Genomic DNA, 24,245 nt, shown 5'->3' with positions numbered 1-24,245 from the left:
TCCCCCGCGGCATCGAATCGATTCGACGCCAGGTTAGGCAGGGATGGCCGCGCCTGTCAAAGAGCAGGTCATGTGCTGTTCCGCCGCTCGTGGGCGGCGGCCAGCAGGAGGTAGGCGCCGGCCGTCCAGGTGTAGGCGCGGTCGCGCAGCCCCTCCCCCGTGCGGGCGTCGAAGTTCTCGGCGAACCCCGACGCCTCGCACAGCGCGCGGAAGCGGGCGCTGATCTCGTCGGCCAGGTCCGGGTGGCCGGCCCGGCGCAGCCCGTCCTCGATCAGGACGGTCGAGGGCGCCCAGATGGGGCCGCGCCAGTAGCCGTCGTCCAGGTAGTGCGGCGAGTCGGGCAGCTCGGTGGCGGGCCCGAACGCGGTCAGGTGCCGCTCGATCCGGGCGGCCAGCGCCGTACGGACGGGGTGCGGCAGCTCCTCCCCCAGCACGATCGGCATGAGGTCGAGCAGGCTGGAGCTGGACCAGGTACGCCCCGAGAGCGCGCCGCGGGCGACGAACCGTTCGCCGTCCCACAGCTCGGCGAGCAGGGCGTCGCGCATCCGGTCGGCCCGCGCGTTCCACCGGGCCGAGGTGTCCGGGTCGGCGGCCAGGCGGGCGAGCTCGCGCAGTTGCAGCACGAGGAAGGCGGCCAGGTCGGCGCTCTCGACGACGCGCTCGGGGTCGAAGGTGGTGGCGTTGTCCCAGCCGCTGTCGTTGCCGTGCTGGTAGTGCGGCAGCTCGCGGCCGGGGGCGCGGCGGGCGTCGAGCCAGAACGCGGTCCAGCGTTCCAGCAGCCGATAGGTCTCGGCCGGGTCGGGCGGCGGCGGGAGGTGGCGCAGGGCCCAGCCATGGATGGGCGGTTTGACGAAGTTGTAGAGGATCTCGGAGTGGGTGACGGAGTCGGGCAGCGCGCCGGCGGCGTCCTGGTGGTCGAACGGCAGCCGGAACTGGTCCCAGGCCAGGCCGGGCAGGCCCGCGGCGAGGGCGATGGCGTTGAAGCAGTGGTCCCAGCTCCACACCTTGTCCATCCAGTGCTTGGACATGAGCACGGCGGGCCGGGTGACGAACCCCGCGGGGCGCACGGTGGCCGACCACAGCACGTAGCAGGCCAGTTCGGCGGCGGGCGTCCGTTCGCCGCGCCAGGGCGCGACCGCCTCGGTGAACGCGTCGAACTCCGCCCGCGCCGCCTTGACCACCTGGTCGAAGGGGCCCGTGGCGGTGTAGGGGGCGCGGGCGGTCTCGTACTCCTCGATGGCGATCTCCCACTCGCCGCTCAGGCCGACCCCCCGCTCGGCGGTGCCTAGCGCCTGCGCGCCGACGTGCTCGGCCTGCCCGGCGAGGAGGGTGATCCGGTAGCGGCGGCCGGTCTGGTAGACGGTGAGGACGTAGGAGCCGTCGACGGGGTCCTGGTAGAAGTACGGGCCGCTGAACGGCGTCAGGACCGGGTCGGCGGCCAGCAGGCGGAGCCCGAGGCCGCGGCCGCGCACGCGTACCGTGTCGGCGCTCTCGTAGGCGAGGTCGATCCGGCCGCCGTCGCGGCTCCAGGTGAGCTGGTGCGGGGTGGCCGTGATCGCGGCGGCGGTCGCGGGGACCAGCTTCAGGATCGGGTGCATGCCGGACTGGTGGGAGACCAGGTGCACGTCCTGGGCGTAGGTCTTCTCGGCCACCACGGGCGAGAACCCGAACCACGATCCGCGGTGGCTGAACGGGATTTCCCGCAGGGAGAACACCGGGCCTGAAGCGGCGACGGTCATGAAGCGATGGTCCCTTCTCAATCTTTGACGGCGCCCGCGGTGACGCCGGCGGCGACGTAGCGCTGGGCGACGACGAGCAGGATGGTCGCCGGGATGGAGGCGATCACGGCGGTGGCCATGATGGCGTTCCACTCCTGGTTGTTGTTGCCGATGTAGTGGTAGATGCCGAGGGTGATCGGCTGGTGGTCGCCGCCCTGGTCGAGGGTGGAGGCGAAGATGAAGTCCGACCACGCCCACAGGAACGCGAACAGCGACACCGTGATGATCGAGTTACGGCTGACGGGCAGCACGACGGACCAGAACGTACGCACCACGCCGGCGCCGTCGGTGCGGGCGGCCTGCAGCAGCTCCTCGGGGATGCCGGACATGAACGTGGTCAGGATCAGCACCGCGAACGGCACGGCGAGCGTGGAGTCGGCCACGATCAGCCCGGGAACGGTGTTGAGCACGCCGGTGGACAGGAAGATGGCGTAGAAGCCCATCGCCATGATGATCCCGGGGATCATCTGCGCGATCAGCAGCACGAAGCTCAGCGCCCCGCCGCCGCGCGGGCGCAGCTTGGCCAGCGAGTACGCCGCCGGCGCCGCGAGCAGCAGGGTCAGCGCCACCGTGCCGAGCCCGACGACCAGGCTCACCCCCAGATAGGGCAGCTGCTGGTCCAGCACCGCCCGGTAGCCGTCCAGCGTGCCGTTGACCGGGAACCAGTTCGGCGGGCTCTTGCGCATGTCGGCGTCCCGGGTGAAGGACACGTTGATCATCCAGTAGACCGGGAACAGCATCACTCCGGTCAGCACCAGCCCGACCGCGCTCTTCCAGTGCCTCATGCCAGTGCCTGCCTGCGCTGCACGCGGATGTAGACGAGCCCGAAGGCGAGCGCCGTCACGATCAGCAGGTTTCCCACGGCCGCGCCGGGCCCGAAGGCGGGCACCAGGTTGCCGAAGCCGAGCCGGTAGGACCAGGTGGCGAACGTGGTCGAGGCCCCGCTCGGCCCGCCCTTGGTCATGATCCAGATGATGTCGAACACCTTCAGCGTGTAGACCAGGCCGAGCAGGACGGTGATCGCCGACACCGGCCGCAGCAGCGGGAAGGTCACCTTCCAGAACCGCTGCCAGCCGTTGGCGCCGTCCAGCGCGGCGGCCTCGTAGACGGCCGGCGGGATCGACTGCAGCCCCGAGTACAGCACCACCAGGTTGAACGGGATGCCGATCCAGATGTTGGCGATGATGACCGACCACAGCGACCAGTCCGGCGAGGTCAGCCAGTTCACCGGCCCGATCCCGAACCAGGTCAGGACGGCGTTGACCACTCCGGAGTCGCTGTTGAGCATCCACGACCAGGTCGAGGCCGACACGATGAGCGGCAGCAGCCACGGCACCAGGAACAGCGCCCGCAACGTGGCCGACAGCCGGAAGTGGCGGACGAAGAACAACGCCAGCGCGAGCCCGATGCCGAACTGGAAGACCAGCGACACCAGCGTGAACACCACCGTGTGCCACAGCGCGGGCGCGAACGTCGCGTCGCCGAAGACCTTGGCGTAGTTGCCGAACCCGGCGAACGGCGCGTCGCCCCGCACGAACGAGCGGACGGTGTAGTTGCGCAGGCTCAGCTCGACGTTGCGGTAGAGCGGATAGGCGTAGAACACGAGCAGGTAGACCACGACCGGGGCGAGGAACGCCCACGCCGCCCACTGCCCGGATCCGGTGCGCGCCACCCGGCGGCCGTGCCCTCGTGCCGGGGCGAGGCCGCGGGCGGAACGCGCCGTCGTCTGCGTGAGATGGCTCATGGTGTCACTGGGTCGCGCTCGCCGCCGCGGACTGGGCCGCCGCCATGGCTTCCTGCGGCGACTTCGAGCCGCTCAGCGCCGCCTGCACCGCGCCACATCGGCTCGGAGATCTTCGGGTACTTGGTGCCCAGGTCGTCGCTGGTGCGGCCCTTGGCCGCCTTGACCGCGTCCACCCACACCTTCAGCCCGGGGTCGGCCGCCACCTGCTTGGCCTGCACCGCCTCCGTGGGAGCGATGTAGGACAGGGTGGTCGTCGTGGTGAGCGAGTTTCCGGTGCTGGTCAGGCAGGTCACCAGCTTCTGCGAGGTGGCGTAGCGGCCGGTGTCGGACTGCACGGGGACGCTGACGAACTCGCCTCCGGTCGGAGCGGGCGCGGTGCCGCCGGTCTTGCCCGGGACGGGGATGATGCCGTAGTCGAAGCCGGCCTTCGCGGCGTTGGCCAACTGCCAGGTGCCGTTCTCGGCGAAGGCGTAGTCGCCGCCGGCGAACTCCTGCCAGCTCGTGGTCTGGGTGTTGTTGATGACGGAGTTGGGGGCGTACCCCTTCTTCAGCCAGTCCGTCCACAGCGCGACCGCGGACACGCCCTCGGGCGAGTCGAGCTTGGTGAGACTCGCGCCGGAGCCCCAGAACCAGGGCAGGAACTGGAAACTGCCCTCCTCGGTGCCGATCGCCGAGAACGTGATGCCCTTCTTGCCGGAGGCCTTCACCTTCTCCAGCGCCGCGGTCAGCGACGCCCAGTCCTGGACGGCGGCGACGTCCACGCCGGCCTTCTTCAGGACGCCCTTGTTGTAGTAGAGGGCCAGGGTGTTGGCGCCGATGGGAACGCCGTAGGTCTTGCCGGCGCTCTGCCCGGCGGCCAGGAGGTTCGGCGCTATCGCGGAGACGTCGAGCTTGTTCTCCTCCGTGGTGGTCAGCACCCCGGCCTCGGCCAGCGTCGAGACCACGGGGTTGTCCACGATGAGCACGTCCGGCGAGTTGCCCTGCTGGGCCGCCAGCAGCGCCTTGTTGGTCAGGTCGCTGGTGTCGTAGCCGGTGCGCTCGACCTTGACCCCGGCGTCGGTGCCGCACTTCTCCAGCAGCTTCACCCACTCCGAGCTCTTGTCGTACTGGGGGTAGGGGTCCCAGATCGTGTACGTCCCGCCTCCGGTGGCGGTCGCCGGGCCGCCGCCGGACGGTGACGACGAGCAGGCGACCAGCCCGCCCACGGCGGCCAGGGCCGCCAGACTCGCGCCGGCCGCACGCCGGTTCCTTGCCGCTGATCTCATTGATCTGACCTCCGCTGACGAGGCTGTTCCTAAAGGTCGAACCGATTCGCCGAATCGATTCGACTGAAGATAGGCCCGCCTCAGCGCGAGAGTCAATGGGATGTGCGGCATGGCTTGCCGAGAGGTTGCGAAGGATGCGCGGCAGGTGCCGCGCCCCGTCACGTAGACCGCCGGGCCCCCATGAACCGGTTCGACCTACGATGGTCACCGACGGCGGAACGAGAGGACTCGGGTGAACATCGGAGAGATCGCCAAGCGGGCGGGCGTGTCGCGCAGCACCGTCTCGTACGCGCTCACCGGCAAGCGCCCGGTGTCGGAGGAGACCAAGCGCCGCATCCTGACGGTCATCGACGAGCTGGGCTACCGGCCCAACGCCTCCGCCAGGGCGCTGAAGGAGGGCCGCACCCGCACGATCGGCCTGGTCATCCCCCCGGCGAGCCAGCGCCTGACCGACATGCAGCTCGGCTTCGTGGCCAGCGTGGTCGACGCCGCCGCCCGCGCCGACCTGGACGTCCTGCTGTCGCCCTCCGGCGGCGAGCACGACCGCTCCTTCGAGCGCGTCGTCACCGGGCGGCGCGTGGACGGCGTCGTCCTCATGGAGATCCGGCTGGCGGACGACCGGGTCGACCGGCTGCTGGAGGCCGGCCTGCCGTTCGTCGGCATCGGCCGCACCCGGCACCCGGAGGGCATGTCCTGGGTGGACATCGACTACGAGACGTTGATCGCCAAGTGCGTCCACCACCTGGCCGATCTCGGCCACCGGCGGCTGGCGCTGGTCAACCGCAACGCCGAGCTGGTCGCGGCCGGCTACGGCCCGGGCCACCGGGCGCAGGCCGGCTTCGACCGCGCCATCGCCGAACGCGGCCTGCACGGCGTGCGGGTCTGCTGCGCCGACGACGCCCAGGCCGGGCAGTCCTGCCTCCAGCAGCTCCTCGCCGAGCACCCGGGGCTGACCGCCATCGCCACCATCAACGAGGCCGCCGTCGCCGGCATCTACCGGGGGCTGGCCGAGGCGGGGTTGAGCGTGCCCGGTGACTTCTCCATCGCCGGCGTCGCGGCCCGGCACTGGGCCGAGAACCTGCACCCGCCGCTCACCGCCGCCGACGTCCCCGCCGACGAGATGGGCGCCCGCGCCGTCGAGCTGCTCATCCAGCGCATCGCCGACCCCTCGACCGCCCACCGCCATCTCCTGCTCGCCCCGCCGATCTCGCTCCGGGCCACGACCGGACCCGCGCGAACACAGGGCTGACCGCCGGACCGGGCGCTTGCGCGATGCCGCCCGAGCCCCCGGGTCAGCCACCTGGCGGCGGCGCGACACCGGCCGGCGTCGGCGGAGCGCCCGGCGCGCCCAGCATCCGGTGCACGCCGAGCCGCCCGGCGCGCCCGGCGTCCGGTGCGCGCCGGGCCGCCCCGCGCCTTCTGCCGCCACCCCGCCCCGCGTGACGGACGCGTGGCCACGCCGTGTCGCGGACGTTTCCGGCTCTTGACCGCTGCGCCCTGAGCCGCTTATCGTCCAGTCGAATCGATTCGCCGAATCGATTCGACCCGTTCCCCCGCACTCCCCGAATGGGAAAAGCGCATGGCTGAACCCTCCTCCCGGCGCGCACGCATCCTGGCGCCGCGCGCCGTCGCCGCCTCCATGATCGCGTTGACCGCGATCCCGACTGCCGCCTTACCGGCGCTCGGAGCCGCCCGAGCGGCAGCCCCGAACCTCGTCCTGCACTACGACTTCGAAGGGGACCTGTCCGGCGGCACCGTCACGGACCGCTCTCCCTCCGGCCTCGACGGCGCTCTGGCGAACCCCGGCGCCGCCACCACCGCCGAGGGCCCCGACGGCACGCGGGCGCTGTCCCTGCCCGGCGGGGCGACCGGCTCCACCACCGCCCCTTACGTGACGATCCCGGGCGGCCTGTTCCGCGACCGCCACGCCATGACGATCTCGACCTGGCTGAAGTGGTCGGGCGGCCCTGACTTCCAGTGGGTCTACAACCTCGGCAAGGACGCCGGAACCGCCACCTTCGTCACCCCCTCCTTCGCCGGCGACGCGACCACCCGCTCGTCCATCAAGCCGGTCAACGGCAACACCGAGGTGGGCGTGCCCGGCACGCAGAAGCTGCCGACCGGGCAGTGGGTCAATCTCGTCACCACGATCGACGGCAAGACCCTGACCTACTACGTCAACGGCGCCGCCATCGGCGGCACCACGGCGGAGATCGACCTGGCCAAGGTGATGCACGCCGACGGCAACACCACCTCCGGCTTCCTGGGCAAGCCGTTCTGGGGCGGCCACCCGTTCCTGGACGGCGAGCTGGACGACTTCCGCGTGTACGACGCCGCCATGGACGCCGAGCAGGTCGCGGGCCTGGCCGGCAACCACCTGGCCACGATCACGAAGATCGAGCAGACCTCCTTCGAGGTCACGACGTACACCGACGTCGCGCCGGAACTGCCGAAGACCGCGAGCGCCGGCTTCACCGACGGCATCCGCCGCGGCGTCCCCATCACCTGGGAGGCCGTCGATCCGGACCGGTACGCCCAGCCCGGCCAGTTCACCGTCAAGGGCACCGCGCACGGCACCGCCGTCCAGGCCACGGTCAAGGTGGTCGGCAACAACCTCACCGTCGACCTCGGCACCGAGACCGGCGCCTTCCACGGCGGCGCGTCCGGCACCCTGTACGGCGTCTACGGCGACGGCGTCCCCACCGGCAACCTGCTCGAAGGCATGAACCTGCGCACGGTCTCGACCAAGGCGCAGGACGGCCCGCAACACCCCGGCGCCGACGCCCTCGAAGTCGTCAAGCCGCTGGCCGACAGCACCGACGGCGACGTGTACATCTACATGACCGACATCTACCGCGGCTTCCCCTACCAGTGGCCGGGCAACACGCCCGAGGAGCGGCTGAACGACTTCAAGACCAAGATCGCCAAACAGGTCGACCAGGTCCTCAAGCTTGACCCGAAATATCAGGACAACATCGTCTTCGTGCCGTTCAACGAGCCCGAGGGCAACATGTTCGGCAACGGGCAGTGGAGCTACAACGGCGTCAACTGGCTCGGCGACCCGCAGTACTACTTCAAGGCCTGGGACGAGGTCAACGCCCTGATCAAGGGTAAGCTGCCGAAGGCCAGGATCGCCGGCCCGAACTCCAGCGCCCTCTACGACAAGGTGCAGGACTTCCTGCGGCACACGCTCAAGGCGGGCACCCTCCCCGAGGTCATCACCTGGCACGAGCTGAGCAACCCCGCCGGCATCCGCACCAACGTCGCCAGATACCGCGAATGGGAACGCGCCATCCTCGGCGACAAGCGCCTGCCGATCAACCTCAACGAGTACGCGCACAATTACCACACCTCGGTGCCCGGCCAGATGATCCAGTGGGCCTCGGCCATCGAGGAGTCGAAGGTCGACGCCGACATCGCGTACTGGAACATCGACGGCAACCTGTCCGACTCCGCCGTGCAGGCCAACCGCGGCAACGGCCAGTGGTGGCTGCTCAACGCCTACGGCCAGATGACCGGCGACACCGTCAAGGTCACCCCGCCGCGGCCCAACGTGAGCTACACGCTCCAGGGCGTCGCCACCCTCGACAAGGCCAAGGCGCAGGCCCGCGCCGTTTTCGGCGGCACGTCCGGCAAGGCCGGCATCCGGTTCGACAACGTGGACGCCAAGCTGTTCGGCGGCACCGTGCACGCGCTGGTCCAGGAGATCCCGTGGACCGGTCAGATCGGCGACTCCGCCCAACCCGAGGTCGTCGCGGAGCTCGACCAGCAGGTCACGAACGGCTCCGTGAACTTCGACTTCGGTGGCGCGCTGCCCAGGCTCAAGGAGTCGTCGGCGTACCAGATCATCCTCACCCCGGGCCGCAACGCTTCCTCCCCCGCCAAGCCGACCGAGCTCTGGCAGAGCACGTACGAGGCCGAGGACGCCACGCACACCGGCAACGGCTACCGGCGCGAAGGCCCGCACGGCTCGCCCGCCGACGTCGGCCAGTACTACACCTCCGGCGGCCACAACATCGGCGGCTTCTCCACCGGCTCCGACCTGACCCTGGACTTCAAGGTCTCAGTGCCGCAGGACGGCACCTACGACCTGTCCGTCTTCGCCAACTCCATGAACACCGCCGCCGCCATCAAGGAGCAGGGCCCCACCAACGTCTTCCTCCGCGTCGACGGCAAGGACGAGCAGGAGCTGCGCCTGCCCCTCGGCTACCGATGGCTGGTCTGGGACCACAGCGACACCGAGGTCCGGCTGACCAAGGGCGAGCACGTCCTCACCCTGGCCGCCAAGAGCCTCGACAGCACCCGCACCACCAAGGGTGACGCGCTCGTCGACAAGATCGACCTGTCTCTCGCCAACCCGGCGGCGGCCGAGACGATCTACGAGGCGGAGCACGCCGGCCTCAAGGGCGCGCGCACCGACTACAGCCGTAAGAAGGTCTCCGGCTCCGGTGCGGTGGCCATCGCCAAGGAGCAGACGGTCACGTTCTGGGTCTACTCCGCGGACGACGGCGAATCGACCGTCAAACTCGACACCCTCGGCGGCGGCCGGGCCTGGCTGGACGTCAACGGCCGGCGTCTTGCCGGCGTCGGCGCCTCCTCCACGGTGAAGGCGTTCCTGACGGGCGGCATCAACAAGATCACGCTCACCGGCCGGTCCGGCGAACTCCTGCTCGACCGCCTGCGCGTCCGCAACACCGACGGCACGCTCAGATCCGCCTGGTACGAGGCCGAAACCGCCCGCCTCGCCGGCACCGCCAAGGTCGCCGACTATCCGCTGGCCAGTGGCGGCAAGGCCGTCACCGACATCGGCGGCGCCCCCGGCAACACCAGCACCCTCACCTTCGACGTCACCGCTCCCAAGACCGGCGCCTATGCCCTGACCATCCGCTACTCCAACCCCGAACAGTCCCCCGCCTCCCACTACAACCCCGACCCGCTGGCCCGCCACGCCGACGTCTCCGTCAACGGCGCCGAACCCCGGCGCGCCTGGTTCCCCCATTCCTTCCACGCCGGCAACTTCTGGGAACTCACCGTCCCGGCCCAGCTCAGAAAGGGAGTCAACACCATCGCCTTCGCCTCGCGGGAACTGCCGAACTTCGACGGCGACTCCTACAGCTCCGGCACGTTCCCCGACATCCTGCTCCGCTCGAAGTACGCCCCCATCGTGGACAAGATCGCGGTGACGCCGATCAGCAAGTAGCGCGAGCAAGCCGGGCGAGGCCAGACGGCCCGCCCGGCGCCGCGTCACGAAGCCATGGACGCGAGCCCACCCCAGTGTGCGGAGGCTGCGGCGTCATCGGCGCCGGGCTGATTCCCCGACCAGGGGCCGGCTACCCGAAGGCGGTGTGGAGCTGGGTCATGGTGTGCTCGACGCGGCTCTTGTCCCCGACGACCACGTAGGTCTCGTACTTGACCTTGTCTCCCTTGTCGACGGCTCCACGGGGGCTGGTGACCTGGATGGTGTTCTCGCCGAAGTGGCCGTTGTAGTCCATGGGCGGGCGGGTCATCGTGTAGTAGTAGGCCTTGTCGCCGAGAACGTCAGACTTGACGTACATGCCGAGGCAGTAGCGCCCGTCGTCCGTGCAGCGAACCATGGGGTCCTTGCTCGTGTGGGAGTCCACAGGTTTCGGGGACAGGCGGCCGGTGGCGGGGCTGTAGGAGAAGACCTTCGTGAAATCCGGCTGCAGGTAGGCGACGAAGACTCCGCTGAAGTGGTCGTGCCGTTCGTCGTCCGAGGTGATCGTGGCGGCAGCGCGGAAGACGTTCTCCAGCGCGGGCGCGTCGTGATCGGGGGCGAGCTCGATCTCGGTCTGCAGCCAGTACGGCGACAGCCCCATGGTGAACGGGACGCGCCTGTCCTGGTGGTCGACGCTGCGGCAGTCGCCCCATCCCGGTTTCGTGTCCGCGAGGGTCACGAACATCGCGGGCCTCCCCGCCGTGCGGATGGAGCTGCCCGACCGGGCCATGGTGTAGAGCGCGCTCGTGCTGGGACCGTGGTAGGGCGGCGGCTGGCCCACGTCGTCCATGCGCGTGCCGGCCTGCGTGGGGTTGTAGCACTCGCTCGCCGCCTCACCCTTCTGCCAGGCGTGGAAGGCGTACTGGAAGGCCGCGCCGTGGCCGCCGCTGGAGATGAACTCCTTGTCGTTCACCTTGACCGACGCGATCGCGCCGGCCAGCGCCGTCGACGTGGTGACCGCCAGCTTGTTGCGCTTGTCGACCAGGGCGGACGCCGTGACGTCCTGGAATGTCCGGTCGTAGTTCTTCTTCGTGGCGCACTCGGACTTGTACGTGAGCACGAAGTCGTTGTAGGCCGGGCTGCTGCGTGGCGGCGCCTCGCACGAGCTCGGCGCGGCCGTCGCGGCCGCCGGAGCGGCCACCGCTGCCATGACCATGACCGCGGCCAGGACGGTCCCCTGTCGGATGGATCTCATGATCGAATCGAACCAGCATCCGGCGATGCGGCGGATTCTGTTCGAGAAAGAGGGAAATGTTAGGGAAGCCAACCAAATGGCCCCGGTCACTACCGATGCGCCTCGGGGATCCGTGGCTGGATGACGACGGATCGCTCCGGGCCCGGCGTCCGTGACGAGGAAGCCCGGATCGTCAACATGGTCGGGACCAGCCGGTTCGGTTGCTCCGGGAAGTCGCCGGCCAGCGCGGCCCCGAGCAGCGGGCCGCCGGCCTCGGACATCAGGCGGGGCTGGAAGCTCACCGTGGTGAGCGGCGGGTTCGTCGTGGTGTAGGCCATGTCGTCGGCGCAGGCCAGAAGCAGGTCCGCCGGGACCTGCAGCGAGCGGCGGCGGGCGGCTTCGAGCATGGCGTGACCGGCGACCGCCCAGAGGCTGAAGATCGCGTCCGGTCGGTCCCGGTGGTCGAGCAGGCGCAGCGCGGAGTCGACGGGCGCCTCCTTGGCCCATTCGACGGCTCCGGGCAGCCGGCGCTCGGCGCACCAGGCGTGGAACGCGGCCACCGAGACGCGGGTGTAGTGGTCCGACGCGCCGCCGGTGAGCAGGCCCATGCTGCGGGCGCCCTGCTCGGCGAAGTGGTCCAGGACCGCGTGCATCGTCGCGGCGTGGTCGTGGTCGACGCAGATCACGTCCGGATCCTGCGCGAGGCTCCAGTCGGTCACCATCGGGATCCCGCGGGCCCGCAACGCGGGCAGCACCGGATCGTCGTCCACGGGGTCGGCCACGATCGCGGCGTCGAGCGGCAGCCAGGCCGCTCCGTCGAGGGCCTGTTCCGAGGGGATGACGACGAGCGCGTACCCGTGGGCCAGTGCGTCCACGGTGGACAGCGAGATCAGCTCGGCGAAGTACGACAGCCCGCCGTGCATCCCGGGGCTGTAGGCCCGCAGGATCATGCCGATCAGCCCGGAACGCCCCTGACGCAGGCTGCGCGCGGCGTGGTGCGGGCGGTAGCCGAGCGTGGTGGCGGTCTCCCGGATCCGCCGCCGGGTCGCCTCGCTCATCCGCCCCTTGCCGTTGATCCCGTCGGAGGCGGTGCCGATCGAGACGCCGGCCGCCGCGGCCACCTCCTGGATCCGGATCCGAGCCTTCATCTGCGCCGCCTCTTGTGACGAAACGTTTCGTCATTAAGACTAACCAGCCAAATCCCGGCGACACAAGGAAGACCATGAGAGATCTCCGGCGATTGACCGCCGCGGCGGTCGCCCTGGGCAGCGTCGCGGCCCTGGCGTTGTCCGGCTGCGGCTCCGCGCGGCAGCAACCGACGACAGACTCCTCCCCCGGCCTCACGCTCTCGGCGACCACGCCTCGCCCGAAGGGCGACATCCCCACCTTCACCTGGGCTCTCTACGCCGAACCGCCGACGCTCGACTACATCTACGCCTTCGACTACCCGCAGAACATGGTCCTGTCCAATGTCTGCGAGAGCCTGACGCGCTGGACGCCGCAGCTCACGACGGAGCCGGGCCTGGCGCAAAAGGTGACCAACCCCAACCCGAAGACCTGGGTGTACGACCTGCGCCCCGGCGTGAAGTTCCACGACGGCGGCACGATGACGGCCGACGATGCCGTGTACAGCCTGCGGCGGCACCTCGATTCGAAGCTCGGGTCGTACTGGGCCGGCGAGTTCGCGAACGTCGACTCGATCGACAAGACCGGGCCGCTGCAGGTGACGGTGCGGCTCAAGCGGCCGGACTCCGGCTTCCCCCAGGCCATGGCCACCTCGGCCGGCACGGTCGTGAACGCCCGCGCGGTCAGGGCGGAGGGTCAGGGCTTCGGCACCGCCGACGGCGGCCTCGACTGCACCGGGCCGTTCAAGCTCGGCGCCTGGACCAAGGGCCAGTCCGTCGAACTGGACCGCTTCGACGGGTACTGGGGAACCCGGGCCAGGTCCGGCAAGGTCACCTTCTCGTTCGTCAGCGACGATTCGGCGCGGACCAACGCCTTCCTCACCGGCGAGGCGGACGGCGGCTACGGCATCTCCCCCACCAGCTTCGCCCAGCTCAGGTCGGCGGGCACGCTGTACTTCGGCGCCGGGCTCACCACGAACGACCTGATCGTCACCGATCTCAAGGGCACACTGGCCGACGTCCGGGTCCGCAAGGCGCTGTTCCTGGCGATCGACCGCCAGGGCTACCTCAAGGCCGCGCTCGGCGGCGGCGCCGACCTGGCCCAGGCCCCGGCGCCGCGCGACTCCTGGGCCGGGGCCGCGAAGGCCACCGTCGACGCCGCCTACGCCGGGCTGCCCGCGGGCGGCCGCGACCTCGCGCAGGCCAAGAAGCTCGTCCAGGAGGCGGGCGCGACCGGCAGGCCGGTGACCGTCGCCACCAGCCCGATCAGCCCGGCCTTCGCGATCCTGGCGAACGCCGTCCAGGACGCCGGCCGGCAGATCGGCCTGAACGTGCAGATCAAGACCGTGGCCCCGGACGCCTACACCGCCCTGTTCACCGACCCCAAGGCGCGCGCCGGAATCGACCTGGTCCAGACGTTCTGGTACCTGTCGGTGACCGACCCCCTCTCGCTGTACTCCAACTTCCGCAGCGACGACTTCTCCAACTACGGCGGCTACCGGGACCCGGCCTACGACAAGCTCGTCGACGAGGCGACGGCGGAGTACGACCCGGCCGAGCGGGCGGAGCTGACGGCCAAGCTCCAGCAGAAGGCCGCGGGCGAACTGCTGTGGCTGCCGATCGCCGACGTCCACACCTCGCTCTTCCTGGGCAGGAAGATCACCGGCGCGCCGACCAGCATCTGCTACCTGTACTACCCGTGGGCCGCCGACGTCGGGGCGGCCGGATGATCGTCCGCTTCCTGCTCATACGGCTCGCCGAGCTGGCCGGGACCCTGCTGGCCGCCTCGTTCCTGGTGTTCGGCGCGATCCACCTGGCGCCGGGCGAACCGGAGAGCTTCCTGCTCAGCGGCCGATCGGCCACCCCCGAGGCGGTGGCCGCGATCCGCGCCCAGTATCACCTGGACCAGCCGTTCCTGCTGCAGTACGTCGAGTGGCTGGGCGGCGTCCTGCGGGGCGACCTCGGGCGGTCGGTGCAGTACCGCACCGACGTGCTCGGCCTGGTGGCGTCGCGGCTGCCCAGCACGCTGCTGCTGGTCGCGATGGCGCTGCTGATCGTGATCGCCTTCGGGCCGGCGCTGGGCTGGATCGGCGCGGTGCGCGGCGGGGCGGTCGACTCGGCCGTCCTGGTCGGCACCACCGTGGCGCTCGCGACCCCGTCGTTCGTGGCCGCGATCGTGCTGCTCTGGGTGTTCTCGGTACAGCTCGGATGGTTCCCGACCCTGGGCAGCGGCAGCGGGCTCGGGAACATGATCCATCACCTGACGCTGCCGTCGATCGCCCTGTCGCTGTATTTCGTGGGGCTGCTCACCCGGGTCACGCGCACCGCGATGGCCGACGGCCTGGGCCAGGAGCACGTCATGGCGGCCCGCAGCCGGGGCATCCCCGAGCGCCGGGTGGTGCGGCGGCACGTGTTCCGCAACGCGTTCGGCTCGATCCTCACCATGGGCGGGCTGATCGTCTCCGGACTGGTCATCAGCACGTCCCTGGTGGAGTCGGCGTTCGGGCTGGGCGGGCTGGGCCAGCTGCTGGTCCGCTCGGTCATGGTCAAGGACTTCCCGGTCGTCCAGGCCATCGCGCTGCTCGTCGTGGCGCTGTTCGTCCTGGTGAACCTGCTGGTGGACCTGATCTACCCCTGGGTGGACGCGCGGGTGCGGCTCGGCACGCGGGGAGGTGCCGCGTGAACGAGGTGATCGTCCGCAGGCCGGTGCTGGGCCGGGTGCGGGCCCGGAAGGACTGGCTCTATCAGGTCTGTCTCGGCCTGGCCGGCCTCATCGCCGTGACCGCGCTGCTCGCGCCGTGGCTGGCGCCGCAGGACCCGAACGCGGTCGATCTGGGCGCCGCCCTGGCCGACCCGTCGGGCGCTCACCTGCTGGGCGGCGACGGGTCCGGCCGGGACGTGCTGTCCCGCCTGATCACCGGCTCACGGACCGCGCTGCTCGGCCCGCTGGGCGTGGTGGTCTTCTCGACGGTCCTCGGCGTGACCGTCGGCGTGACGGCGGCGTGGCGGGGCGGGTGGGTCGACACGATGCTGTCGCGCGGCACCGAGCTGATCTTCGCCTTCCCGGGGCTGCTGCTGGCGATCCTGGTGATCGCCCTGTTCGGCCCGGGCCTGGCGGCTCCGATCGTCGCGCTGTCGATCGCGTACCTGCCGTTCGTCAGCCGGATGGCACGCGGGCTGGCGCTGGCCGAGCGGGAGCGGCCCTATCTGGCCGCCTACCGTGTCCAGGGCTTCTCCGGGTGGACGATCTGCCTGCGCCATCTGGTGCCCAACATCGCTCCGGCGATCCTCGCCCAGGCCACCGTCTCCTTCGGGTACGCGCTGCTCGACCTGGCCGCCCTGTCCTACCTGGGGCTGGGCGTGCAGCCGCCGACGCCCGATTGGGGAGCCATGATCAGCGAGGGGCAGGCGGCCGTCCTTCAGGGACAGCCGCTGCCGGCCATCGTCCCCGGCACGGCGATCGTGCTGACCGTCGTGGCGTTCAACGTGGTCGGGGAGCGCCTGGCCGACCGGGTCGCGAGGAGGGACCGATGACTCCCGTACTGGAGATCGAGGGCCTGCGGCTCGCGCTGCCGGACACGGCGCGGCCCGTGCTGGCCGGGGTGGACCTGACCGTCGGCGCAGGCGAGACGGTGGCGCTGGTCGGCGAGTCGGGGTCGGGCAAGACCCTGACCTCGCGGGCGGCGCTGGGCCTGCTCCCCCGCGGCGCCATGGCCACCGGCCGCGTCAAGGTGGACGGCGCCGACGTGCTCACGATGAACCGCGGTGCGCTGCGCTCGTTGCGGGCGGGCACGGCGGCGATGATCTTCCAGGATCCCCGGGCCGCCATCAACCCGCTGCGCCGGATCGGCGACTTCCTGACCGAGAGCCTGCGGGTCAACTCCGGTCACAGCCGCGCGTCGGCCCAGGCTCGGGCCGTCGAACTCCTGGAGGCGGTCGGGCTGACTTCCCGCGTGCTGCGGCAGTATCCGCACCAGTTGTCGGGCGGCATGCTGCAACGGGTCATGATCGCCTCGGCGCTGATGGTGGAGCCGCGGCTGCTGCTGGCCGACGAGCCGACCACGGCGCTGGACGTCACCACGCAGGCCGAGATCGTGGCGCTGCTCACCGAGCTGCGTGAGAGGTTCGGCACCGGCCTGCTGTTCGTCACGCACGACCTCGGGCTGGCCGCCGCGATCAGCGACCGGGTGTACGTCATGTACGCCGGGCTGGTGATGGAGACGGCCACGGCCCGGGAGCTGTTCGTCCGGCCACGGCACCCGTACGCGGCGGCGCTGCTCGGCGCGATCCCGGCTCTGGAGGGGCCGCGGAGCACGCCGGCGGCCATTCCGGGCCAGGCGCCCGGCCTGGACGTCGAGCTGCCCGGGTGCCCGTTCGCCGCGCGCTGCGCGCACGCCGTCGAGCGCTGCGCCGCCGAGCCGCCGCCGCTGGTGGACGGCGTGGCCTGCCACCTCGTCCCGGGGAGCGTCCATGGCTGAGGACCTGCTGGCCGTCTCGGGGCTGCGCCGGTCGTACGGCGCGGTGACGGCGGTCGACGACGTGTCGTTCACCCTCGCCGAGGGTGGTTCGCTGGGCATCGTCGGCGAGTCCGGATCGGGCAAGACGACCACCGCGCGGATCATCGCCGGGCTGGAGCGGGCCGACGCCGGCCGGGTCGAGGTGGCCGGACGCGACCGCTCGGCGCGGTCCCGGGGCCGCGCCGACCGGCTGCGCCGCGCCCGTGAGGTGCAGATGGTCTTCCAGGACCCGTTCCTGTCCCTGGACCCCCGGGTGCCGATCGGCGCCGCGCTGCGCGAGACGCTTCGCCTGCACTTCCCGCGGACCGACCCGGCGCTCCGCGTGGCCGAGCTGCTCGACGAGGTGGGGCTCGGCGGGCGCGAGGCGGCGGCGCTGCCCCGCCACCTGTCGGGCGGCCAGCGGCAACGCGTCGTGATCGCCCGTGCCCTGGCCGTGCGGCCCCGGCTGATCGTCTTCGACGAGGCCGTGGCGGCCCTGGACGTGTCCGTGCAGGCACAGATCCTCGGGCTGCTCGCCGGCATCCGCGCGGAGACCGGAATCGGGTTCCTGTTCATCACCCACGATCTGGGCGTGGTGCGGAGCGTCGCCGACGAGATCGTCGTCATGCGTCGCGGCGCCGTCGTCGAGCGCGGCCCGACCGAGTCGGTCCTGGGCGCGCCCGGACACCCCTACACCCGGCTGCTGCTGGACTCGGTTCCCCGCCCCGGCTGGGACCCCCGGCGCATCGCCGAGGCCCGTCGTTGTCTCGATTGACCATGAGGAGTTCATATGACCGATCTCGCCTACCTGTCCGCGGTGGAGACGCTGCGGTTGTTCCGCGCCGGGGAGCTGTCCCCGGTGGAGTTGCTCGACGCGGTCGTCGATCGCGCCGAGCGGATCCAGCCCAGCGTGAACGCGTTCTGCGAGGAGCTGTACGACAGCGCCCGTGAGCAGGCCAGGACCGCCGAGACCCGCTACGCCGCCGGGCGGGCGCGGGCGCTGGAGGGCCTGCCCGTGGCGATCAAGGAGGAGCAGCCGATCGCCGGCCGTACCCACGAGCAGGGGTCGCTGCTCGGCCGGGGGCAGATCGCGGACGTCACGCATCCCGTCGTCGCGCGGATCCTCGACGCCGGAGGAGTCGTGCACGCACGCACCACGACCCCGGAGTTCTCCTGCGCCGGGTTCACCCACTCCGAGCTCTGGGGTGTCACCCGCAATCCGTGGAACACCCGCTACTCCTCGGGCGGCTCGTCCGGCGGGTCCGCGGCGGCGCTGGCCGCGGGCATGACGACGCTGGCCACCGGCTCGGACATCGGCGGCTCGATCCGCATCCCCGCCTCGTTCTGCGGCGTGGTCGGGTTCAAGCCGCCGTACGGCAGGGTGCCGGCGCTGCCGCCGTTCAACCTCGACCACTACTGCCATGACGGGCCGCTGGCCCGCACGGTCGGCGACTGCGCGCTGCTGCAGAACGTCATCGTCGGCGCCTGGCCCGGAGACGTCGTCTCGCTGCGCGACAACCCCGTGCTGCCGGTCACGGACTTCGCGAGCGTCGCCGGTCGCCGGATCGCGTTCTCCCTCCGCCTCGGCGACTTCATCGTCGATCCGGAGATCGTGGCCAACACCTACGCGGTCGTCGAGGCGCTGCGCGCGGCCGGGGCGGTCGTCGAGGAGGTCGAGCTGCCCTGGACGCGGGCCGAGATCGCGCGGGCCGCGGACGCGCACTTCGGCGCCATCTTCGGCGCCCTGGTCGGCTCCATCGGCGAACCGGAGGCCGAGCTGCTCACGCCGTACGCGCGGGCCTTCATGGCCAGGCGCGCGGAGCTGAGCTTCTACGACGGCCTGTCGGCGGAGGGCCGGCTGTACGCGCCGCTCGGCGAGTTGCTGGCCCGGTACGACGCCCTGATCTGCCCGACCGCGGGCATCCCGGCCTTCGAGGCCGGAGAGGACTACCTCGACAGAAAGCTGACCATCGGCGGGATCGAGCTGAAGCACTACATGGAGGGCGTGCTCACCCTGCCGTTCAACATCGCGAGCCGCTGCCCCGTGCTCGCCGTGCCCTCGGGGAGGGCCTCGACAGGGGTGCCCACCGGAGTCCAGATCGTGGGGCGGACCTATGACGACCTGACCGTGTTCGAGATCGCCGCCGCGCTGGAACGCGAACGCCCTTGGCTCACCGATCCCGTCGCGGGCGGGCACATGCCGGTCCGCGGCTGACGGTCACCTGGCGACCGGCGGGCCTGCGGGGGCGGCAGCCGGAAGCGCCGGGTGAATCCGGACGCCTGGAACGCGCCGAGCAGCGTGGCGCGACGCCGCGCACCCCTGTCCATTCCCGATCTTCGCGCGCTCATCCGCAAGGCCCCAATCAGGGGCGGCCGTGTGTGCCCGGTGTGTGCCCCGTGTGAGCGGCCCGCCGCAGTCTTCGCATGCCGACCAACCATCACGAACAACGGAGGCAACAGATGACCGCGACGAACAACGCCGGCAGCTGGGTCCGGAGCTGGGGCGCCTCGCCCCAGGCGGCCCACGACGGGCTCGGCTCGCTCGACGACCACCCGCCCCTCGCCGACGTGACCCTGCGCCAGGTGGTACGCATCAGCGGCGGCGGGCGCCGGGTGCGCATCCGCTTCACCAACGAGTTCGGGACCGCGCCCTTCACCATCGGCGCGGCGCGGGTGGGCCTCGCGGCGACCGGCGGTGGGGTGCAGGCGGGCAGCGAGCGCGTGCTGACCTTCTCCGGCACGTCGGCCGTCACCGTCCCGGCAGGCGCGCCGATCCTCAGCGATCCGGTCGACCTGCCCCTGCCCGCCCTCGCCAAGCTGTCCATCAGCCTCTACCTGCCGGGGCGCGTGGAGACCTGCACCTGCCACGACCCCGCCCTGGAGACCGGCTGGACGATCCCGGGCAACGCCGTTGCCGCCCCCACCCTGCCGGAGAACGCCGAGGTTCTGCCGGTGCGGGCCCTGATCTCCGCCGTCGAACTGCTCCCCGACGGCCCGGCCAAGACCATCGTCATGGTGGGCGACTCCCGCACCGACGGCGCCGGCTCGACCCCGGACGCCAACCACAGCTGGCCGGAGCTGCTGGCCGAGCGTCTCGCCGAGCGGGGCGTTGCCGCCGGCTACGTCTCCAACCAGGGCATCAGCGGCAACCGGATGCTCAACGACGGCATCGGCGTCGCCGCTCTGGCCCGCTTCGACCGTGACGTGCTGGCGACGCCCGGCCTCGGCCACGTGGTGCTCTCCGTGGGCGGCAACGACATCGGCATCTCCTTCGCCCCACGCGACGACGGCCCTCTGGCCGATTTCCTGAAGATGTTCCCCGGTGCGCCGGTGACGACGGACGACGTCATCGCGGGCTACCGCCAGCTGGTCACCCGGGCGCGCGAACGCGGCGTGCGGGTCTACGCCACCACGATCGCGCCCTTCGAAGGCGCGGAGATCCACACACCGGAGGCTGAGAGCGCACGCCAGACGGTCAACGACTGGATCCGCACCGGCGGCGCCTTCGACGCCGTGCTGGACTTCGACGCCGTCTGGCGCGACCCGGCCCGCCCCAGCCGGATCCGGGAGGACTTCCACGCCGGCGACCATCTGCACGGCAACGACGCGGGATACCAGGCCCTGGCCGACTCCATAGACCTGTCGCTGTTCAGCTGAGTCAGCCGGGCTCACATCGCCGACCGCGACGACCACCGGTCGAGATCATCGAGTTCGGCGCAGCCGGCTCCCAGGGCGCCCTGGGAGTGTCGCCTCGACAGGCGATTCGACATTCACTAGAAAAGGATCAGATCCGGTACCTGAGGGAATGGCGTGCGACGACCACCGGAGGACGTCACGCGGCCTTCCCCATGCTCATCGAGCACAGGTCGATCGGCTGCGGGATCGGGGCGCGGATGAACCCACTCTCCACGAGGTGGCCCCGGTACGTCTCCTTCATACCGGCCGCCATGATCGTCATCGGCGCCGTCTTCAACATGCTGTCCCCGCGCTACTACTGGGGCGACTACATGCTGGGCGCCGCGGTTGTGGTGGCAGGGGCGCTGCTGTCGCGACGGCACACGATCGCGGTCGCGACGGCTGTCGTTCTGGTCCAGCTGGTGTTGTTGATCAAGGATAGGTACTTCGGTCATGCCGTCGGCGCGCTCTCATTGATCAGCGCGGTGTTCACCGCGCTCGTGGGCCTCGGGGTGAACCGCGTGGTCGCCGGCCACAGCCGCCGGCTGCAGGTGGTGCGTTCCGTCGCCGAGGCCGTCCAGCGCGCCGTGCTGCCCGCACCACCGGCGCGGGTAGGTCCGCTGGCCATCGCCGCGGTCTACAAGGCCGCGCAGATCGAGGCCTTGATCGGCGGGGACGCCTACGCCGTCCAGGACACGCCGTACGGCACCAGATTGCTGATCGCGGACGTGCGAGGCAAGGGCCTGGACGCGGTCGGCACGGTGGCCGTCCTGCTGGGCACGTTCCGAGAGGCGGCAGACCAGGCGGCCGACCTCGTGGTGCTGGCCGAGCGCATGGAGCGCGCACTGGTCAAAGAAGCCTCCTCGCGCGAGGAAAGCGTCCGGATGGAGGGGTTCGTCACCGCGGTGCTCGGTGAGATCACCTCGGACGCGGACTGGGTGCGCCTGCTGAACTGCGGCCACCCTTCGCCGTTCCTCCTCCAGGGTGACACGGTGTCCTGCCTGGATCCCGCGGAGCCGAGTCTTCCCCTGGGCATGAGCCGCCTGGGCGTACCGCGGGCACGACCCGACCGCCGGCCCTTCCCCACCGGGAGCACGCTCCTGCTCGTCACCGATGGGGTGACGGAGGCCAGAGGCCGTGGCGGGACGTTCTACGACCCGGCAAGCCGACTCGGCGGCCGAGGCCCGTTCCGGCAGCCGGAGGAGGTGATCGACGTGCTGGTGCGAGATGTCGAGCGCTGGGTCGGCGGTCCGCGCGATGACGACATGGCGATTCTGGCGATCACCCGGCGCGCCGGCGAACCGGCCCCGTGAATCCACTCGCCACGCGACGACAGGGCGTGGCCCGATGCGCGCGGGATCAGCACGGCACGAGCCGGCCCGCCGCATCGCCGCGCTGATAGCCCATGCCGGTCTGGCGGCATTTCGGCGACCTGGCCATCCGCAGCACGTCCGGCCGGCACCGCAGCGCGAATTTAGGTAGATCTTTCCGCAAATCTCCCATCAGTGGACACTTCGGACACTGCCTTCTACCTGGGACTTTACCTTAACCGGAACCGTTGAACTCTCCTTGGGGTGCACTTGACCTGCGGAAACATCAAGCTACCCTCGCTCTATCGCAGACTTCCGGTTTATTCACATTGGTCACATGATTACCAATTTTGTCAGGATCAGTGTGCATATATCCGGTCTTGTTCAGGAGGTTCCCTCACTTCCATGACGCCAGAGACACAGAAGTTCATCGAGCTGCTCCAGCGCCAGCTCGGCTATGCCGACAATGGCTCGAGCACCAAGTTCGGCGAGTGGTACGGCAGCACCGTCGAGTTCGACGCCGACTACAGTTCGGCCCCGTGGTGCGACATGTACCTCTCGTGGGCGGCGCACAAGCTCGGCTACCAGGCCTGGATCGGCCAGTTCGCGTGGACGGTGGCACACGCGAAGTGGTTCAAGGAACAGCACGCGTGGGGGAAGGTCCCGACGCCCGGCGCGTTGGTCTTCTTCGACTGGAGCGGCTCCGGCAAGATCGACGACATCGACCACGTCGGCGTCGTGACGAAGGTGCAGGGCGCCACGATCTTCACGATCGAGGGCAACACCGGCGGCGGCGTCGTGAAGCGCAAAGAGCGCAAGACGAGCAGTGTCGTCGGGTACGGCTATCCGGAACAGGTCAAGTCCCGCCTGGACGCGACCAAGTCCGAACCCCAGCTGGTTCAGGCCCGGCCTGGACCCGAGGCGCCGCAGCAGGAGGCCGGCAACGGGTCCGCCGAAGCACGACCCGGGTCCCAGACGCGGCAGGATCAATACGCCGACCGGACGTCCGAGGCATCACGCGACACCCAAGAGACCCAGGAACAACCCGGCCACCGGCCCGCTGACCCGCGGCCCGACGCGGACACGGCCAACGACCGGACACCCCACCTGCCCTCCGGCGATCACACGACCCCGGCAGGCGGCCGGCCCGGGGCTGACGACCCGGGCCGGAACACCGCGGACGGACCAGGCACCCACGCCACGGACACGCCGGGCTGGGCCGCCACGGACGGACCGGGCACGGGTGCCGCGGACGGCTCGCACTCTCAGAAGCAGTCGGCTGCCCCGACCCCGAGTTCCCCCGACAACCCGAGCGCCGGTCCGACCTCCGACACCCCGACCTCCGACACCCCGACCACCACCCCCACCCCGACCTCCGACGCCCCGACCGCCACCCCGACCCCGACCCCGACCTCCGAGACGCCGTCGGCCACGGCCACAGCAACGCCGACCGTCTCCCAGACGCCGCCCACAGCCAGCGCGACCCCGACCTCCGACACGCCCTCGGCCACGGCCAGCGCATCGGTGCCGCAGACGGCTCCGGAAACCACTCCTTCGCCGACCGCCACCACCGCCGAGCCGACCGAGCCCGCCGCTTCTCCCGAACCCGAGCCGACCGATTCCCCGACGGAGGCGGCGGCCACGTCACAGTCCGAGCCGGCCGCCACCCCCACGCCGACCACCGCCCCCTTCTCGGCCGAGCCGCTCGCGTCCGCCGCGGCCGAGCCGGTCCCCAAGGAGAACACCCCTGCCGCGTCGAAAGCGGCTGACACCGCGGTCGCGACGACATTCCCCACGCACCTCCAGGCCTCGGTCAGCGACCCGCTGCCGAGCCTGTCCACTCCGGCGTTGGTCACCTCGGCCGTGGTCGCCGTCGTGGCGCTGTTCGCGGTGTTCGTGGTGCTCAAGACCCGCGCCGGCGCCCGCTCGGCCGCCACCGCGACCGCCGCCGCCGCCGGGTACGCTCCCCCGAGCCCGCCCGTGCCGGTCATCCCGCGACACGGCGTCGCCGAGCCGGACAAAGGCGCGGTGTGGAGACGGGAGCTCCTGGAAGCCATCGAGGCCGCCGCAGCCCTCGACACCACCCCACCCGACGCCCCCGCGCCCTCCCAGCGGGAGAACCGGCGACCCGACCCCGCTCTCGGCCCTCAGGAGGAGGACGCCTTGACCGAGCCGCTGGAGCCGATCGTCGACGCCGGGCCGCTGGAGTCGATCGTCGGCACCGGGCCCGTCGAGCGCATCGTCATCCCCGCGGCGACGAGCCCGTTCAACGCCTTCGCCCCGGTCAGGTCCACGGACGAGGACGTCCCCGACCCGGCCCGCGACGAGCGCAGCGGACACGGCGACCAGCACGCCGGCGATGAGGATGCCACCGCCGGGACGACGCCTCCGCCCCCGGCCCCCGACGTGCTCTAGCTTGAGCGCTGACCCCAGTGCAGGTGTA

General features: G+C 71.0%; 18 protein-coding genes. 11 read left to right on the top strand and 7 right to left on the bottom strand.

Features of this window, described 5'->3' with window-relative positions; translation table 11 throughout:
- Positions 1 to 68: 68 nt before the first annotated feature.
- Genes ACIBQ1_RS03795 through ACIBQ1_RS03780 form a run of 4 tightly spaced genes read right to left on the bottom strand, consistent with a single transcriptional unit; the run spans position 69 to position 4,787 of the window.
- A complete protein-coding gene (locus tag ACIBQ1_RS03795) occupies positions 69 to 1,739 on the bottom strand; it encodes an amylo-alpha-1,6-glucosidase (protein WP_397274419.1) in 1,671 nt (556 codons plus the stop codon).
- Between the two features lie 17 nt (positions 1,740 to 1,756).
- The gene (locus tag ACIBQ1_RS03790; protein ID WP_397274418.1) at positions 1,757 to 2,563 is read right to left on the bottom strand and encodes a carbohydrate ABC transporter permease; all 807 of its coding nucleotides are present in this window, start codon (positions 2,561 to 2,563) and stop codon (positions 1,757 to 1,759) included.
- Positions 2,560 to 3,522 (bottom strand): carbohydrate ABC transporter permease, encoded by a 963-nt coding sequence (locus ACIBQ1_RS03785; RefSeq protein ID WP_397274417.1) that lies wholly within the window; start codon positions 3,520 to 3,522, stop codon positions 2,560 to 2,562. Before ACIBQ1_RS03785 ends, ACIBQ1_RS03790 begins: the two co-directional genes overlap by 4 nt.
- The gene (locus ACIBQ1_RS03780; protein WP_397274415.1) at positions 3,519 to 4,787 is read right to left on the bottom strand and encodes an extracellular solute-binding protein; all 1,269 of its coding nucleotides are present in this window, start codon (positions 4,785 to 4,787) and stop codon (positions 3,519 to 3,521) included. Before ACIBQ1_RS03780 ends, ACIBQ1_RS03785 begins: the two co-directional genes overlap by 4 nt.
- Before the next feature lie 232 nt (positions 4,788 to 5,019).
- On the opposite strand from ACIBQ1_RS03780, the gene ACIBQ1_RS03775 reads away from it, so the two are divergent.
- Positions 5,020 to 6,036: a LacI family DNA-binding transcriptional regulator gene (locus ACIBQ1_RS03775; protein WP_397274414.1), complete on the top strand. Its 1,017-nt coding sequence runs from the start codon at positions 5,020 to 5,022 to the stop codon at positions 6,034 to 6,036.
- A gap of 330 nt (positions 6,037 to 6,366) precedes the next feature.
- Positions 6,367 to 9,987, top strand: coding sequence for a LamG-like jellyroll fold domain-containing protein (locus ACIBQ1_RS03770; protein ID WP_397274413.1), 3,621 nt, complete (start codon positions 6,367 to 6,369; stop codon positions 9,985 to 9,987).
- Between the two features lie 130 nt (positions 9,988 to 10,117).
- Here the strand turns inward: ACIBQ1_RS03770 and ACIBQ1_RS03765 are convergent, their stop codons facing one another.
- Both ACIBQ1_RS03765 and ACIBQ1_RS03760 read right to left on the bottom strand, forming a co-directional pair.
- Positions 10,118 to 11,218, bottom strand: coding sequence for a hypothetical protein (locus tag ACIBQ1_RS03765; protein WP_397274412.1), 1,101 nt, complete (start codon positions 11,216 to 11,218; stop codon positions 10,118 to 10,120).
- Between the two features lie 89 nt (positions 11,219 to 11,307).
- Positions 11,308 to 12,345, bottom strand: a complete 1,038-nt coding sequence (locus ACIBQ1_RS03760) for a LacI family DNA-binding transcriptional regulator (protein ID WP_397274411.1) — start codon at positions 12,343 to 12,345, stop codon at positions 11,308 to 11,310.
- Positions 12,346 to 12,419: 74 nt separating this feature from the next.
- On the opposite strand from ACIBQ1_RS03760, the gene ACIBQ1_RS03755 reads away from it, so the two are divergent.
- The 7 genes from ACIBQ1_RS03755 to ACIBQ1_RS03725 all read left to right on the top strand — a co-directional run bounded on the left by ACIBQ1_RS03755 (position 12,420) and on the right by ACIBQ1_RS03725 (position 20,474).
- Positions 12,420 to 14,051, top strand: coding sequence for an ABC transporter substrate-binding protein (locus tag ACIBQ1_RS03755; protein WP_397274410.1), 1,632 nt, complete (start codon positions 12,420 to 12,422; stop codon positions 14,049 to 14,051).
- The gene (locus ACIBQ1_RS03750; RefSeq protein WP_397274409.1) at positions 14,048 to 15,004 is read left to right on the top strand and encodes an ABC transporter permease; all 957 of its coding nucleotides are present in this window, start codon (positions 14,048 to 14,050) and stop codon (positions 15,002 to 15,004) included. Before ACIBQ1_RS03755 ends, ACIBQ1_RS03750 begins: the two co-directional genes overlap by 4 nt.
- Entirely contained in the window at positions 15,001 to 15,855 is an 855-nt protein-coding gene (locus tag ACIBQ1_RS03745; protein ID WP_397274408.1) for an ABC transporter permease, read from the top strand. Before ACIBQ1_RS03750 ends, ACIBQ1_RS03745 begins: the two co-directional genes overlap by 4 nt.
- Positions 15,852 to 16,799, top strand: coding sequence for an ABC transporter ATP-binding protein (locus ACIBQ1_RS03740; RefSeq protein ID WP_397274407.1), 948 nt, complete (start codon positions 15,852 to 15,854; stop codon positions 16,797 to 16,799). The genes ACIBQ1_RS03745 and ACIBQ1_RS03740 overlap by 4 nt, the downstream gene beginning before the upstream one ends.
- On the top strand, positions 16,792 to 17,592 hold the full coding sequence (locus ACIBQ1_RS03735; RefSeq protein WP_397274406.1) for an ABC transporter ATP-binding protein: 801 nt from the start codon (positions 16,792 to 16,794) through the stop codon (positions 17,590 to 17,592). The genes ACIBQ1_RS03740 and ACIBQ1_RS03735 overlap by 8 nt, the downstream gene beginning before the upstream one ends.
- Positions 17,593 to 17,607: 15 nt before the next feature.
- Positions 17,608 to 19,032: an amidase gene (locus tag ACIBQ1_RS03730; protein ID WP_397274405.1), complete on the top strand. Its 1,425-nt coding sequence runs from the start codon at positions 17,608 to 17,610 to the stop codon at positions 19,030 to 19,032.
- Positions 19,033 to 19,277: 245 nt separating this feature from the next.
- On the top strand, positions 19,278 to 20,474 hold the full coding sequence (locus tag ACIBQ1_RS03725) for an SGNH/GDSL hydrolase family protein (RefSeq protein WP_397274404.1): 1,197 nt from the start codon (positions 19,278 to 19,280) through the stop codon (positions 20,472 to 20,474).
- 175 nt (positions 20,475 to 20,649) lie between these two features.
- Here ACIBQ1_RS03725 and ACIBQ1_RS03720 read toward each other — a convergent pair whose 3' ends face one another.
- Complete coding sequence (locus ACIBQ1_RS03720) at positions 20,650 to 20,775, bottom strand: hypothetical protein (RefSeq protein WP_397274403.1); 126 nt, start codon at positions 20,773 to 20,775, stop codon at positions 20,650 to 20,652.
- Between ACIBQ1_RS03720 and ACIBQ1_RS03715 the strand changes: the two genes are divergently transcribed.
- Together ACIBQ1_RS03715 and ACIBQ1_RS03710 are read left to right on the top strand one after the other, a co-directional pair.
- Entirely contained in the window at positions 20,765 to 21,805 is a 1,041-nt protein-coding gene (locus tag ACIBQ1_RS03715) for a PP2C family protein-serine/threonine phosphatase (RefSeq protein WP_397274402.1), read from the top strand. The genes ACIBQ1_RS03720 and ACIBQ1_RS03715 overlap by 11 nt on opposite strands.
- Before the next feature lie 402 nt (positions 21,806 to 22,207).
- The gene (locus ACIBQ1_RS03710) at positions 22,208 to 24,217 is read left to right on the top strand and encodes a CHAP domain-containing protein (protein WP_397274401.1); all 2,010 of its coding nucleotides are present in this window, start codon (positions 22,208 to 22,210) and stop codon (positions 24,215 to 24,217) included.
- The last annotated feature ends 28 nt before the right edge of the window (positions 24,218 to 24,245 follow it).

The organism is Nonomuraea sp. NPDC050153, assembly GCF_044460125.1.
Taxonomy (GTDB): Bacteria; Actinomycetota; Actinomycetes; order Streptosporangiales; family Streptosporangiaceae; genus Nonomuraea.
The sequence above is the reverse complement of the archived record's forward strand: the minus strand, read 5'-3'. Positions and strand labels throughout refer to the sequence as shown.

Excerpts from the sequence above, each read along its gene's own strand:
- ACIBQ1_RS03795 (WP_397274419.1), bottom strand. The coding sequence starts at position 1,739 with ATGACCGTCGCCGCTTCAGGCCCGGTGTTCTCCCTGCGGGAAATCCCG.
- ACIBQ1_RS03790 (WP_397274418.1), bottom strand. The coding sequence starts at position 2,563 with ATGAGGCACTGGAAGAGCGCGGTCGGGCTGGTGCTGACCGGAGTGATG.
- ACIBQ1_RS03785 (WP_397274417.1), bottom strand. The coding sequence starts at position 3,522 with ATGAGCCATCTCACGCAGACGACGGCGCGTTCCGCCCGCGGCCTCGCC.
- ACIBQ1_RS03780 (WP_397274415.1), bottom strand. The coding sequence starts at position 4,787 with ATGAGATCAGCGGCAAGGAACCGGCGTGCGGCCGGCGCGAGTCTGGCG.
- ACIBQ1_RS03770 (WP_397274413.1), top strand. The coding sequence starts at position 6,367 with ATGGCTGAACCCTCCTCCCGGCGCGCACGCATCCTGGCGCCGCGCGCC.
- ACIBQ1_RS03765 (WP_397274412.1), bottom strand. The coding sequence starts at position 11,218 with ATGAGATCCATCCGACAGGGGACCGTCCTGGCCGCGGTCATGGTCATG.
- ACIBQ1_RS03760 (WP_397274411.1), bottom strand. The coding sequence starts at position 12,345 with ATGAAGGCTCGGATCCGGATCCAGGAGGTGGCCGCGGCGGCCGGCGTC.
- ACIBQ1_RS03755 (WP_397274410.1), top strand. The coding sequence starts at position 12,420 with ATGAGAGATCTCCGGCGATTGACCGCCGCGGCGGTCGCCCTGGGCAGC.
- ACIBQ1_RS03750 (WP_397274409.1), top strand. The coding sequence starts at position 14,048 with ATGATCGTCCGCTTCCTGCTCATACGGCTCGCCGAGCTGGCCGGGACC.
- ACIBQ1_RS03740 (WP_397274407.1), top strand. The coding sequence starts at position 15,852 with ATGACTCCCGTACTGGAGATCGAGGGCCTGCGGCTCGCGCTGCCGGAC.
- ACIBQ1_RS03735 (WP_397274406.1), top strand. The coding sequence starts at position 16,792 with ATGGCTGAGGACCTGCTGGCCGTCTCGGGGCTGCGCCGGTCGTACGGC.
- ACIBQ1_RS03730 (WP_397274405.1), top strand. The coding sequence starts at position 17,608 with ATGACCGATCTCGCCTACCTGTCCGCGGTGGAGACGCTGCGGTTGTTC.
- ACIBQ1_RS03725 (WP_397274404.1), top strand. The coding sequence starts at position 19,278 with ATGACCGCGACGAACAACGCCGGCAGCTGGGTCCGGAGCTGGGGCGCC.
- ACIBQ1_RS03715 (WP_397274402.1), top strand. The coding sequence starts at position 20,765 with ATGATCGTCATCGGCGCCGTCTTCAACATGCTGTCCCCGCGCTACTAC.
- ACIBQ1_RS03720 (WP_397274403.1), bottom strand. The coding sequence starts at position 20,775 with ATGACGATCATGGCGGCCGGTATGAAGGAGACGTACCGGGGCCACCTC.
- ACIBQ1_RS03710 (WP_397274401.1), top strand. The coding sequence starts at position 22,208 with ATGACGCCAGAGACACAGAAGTTCATCGAGCTGCTCCAGCGCCAGCTC.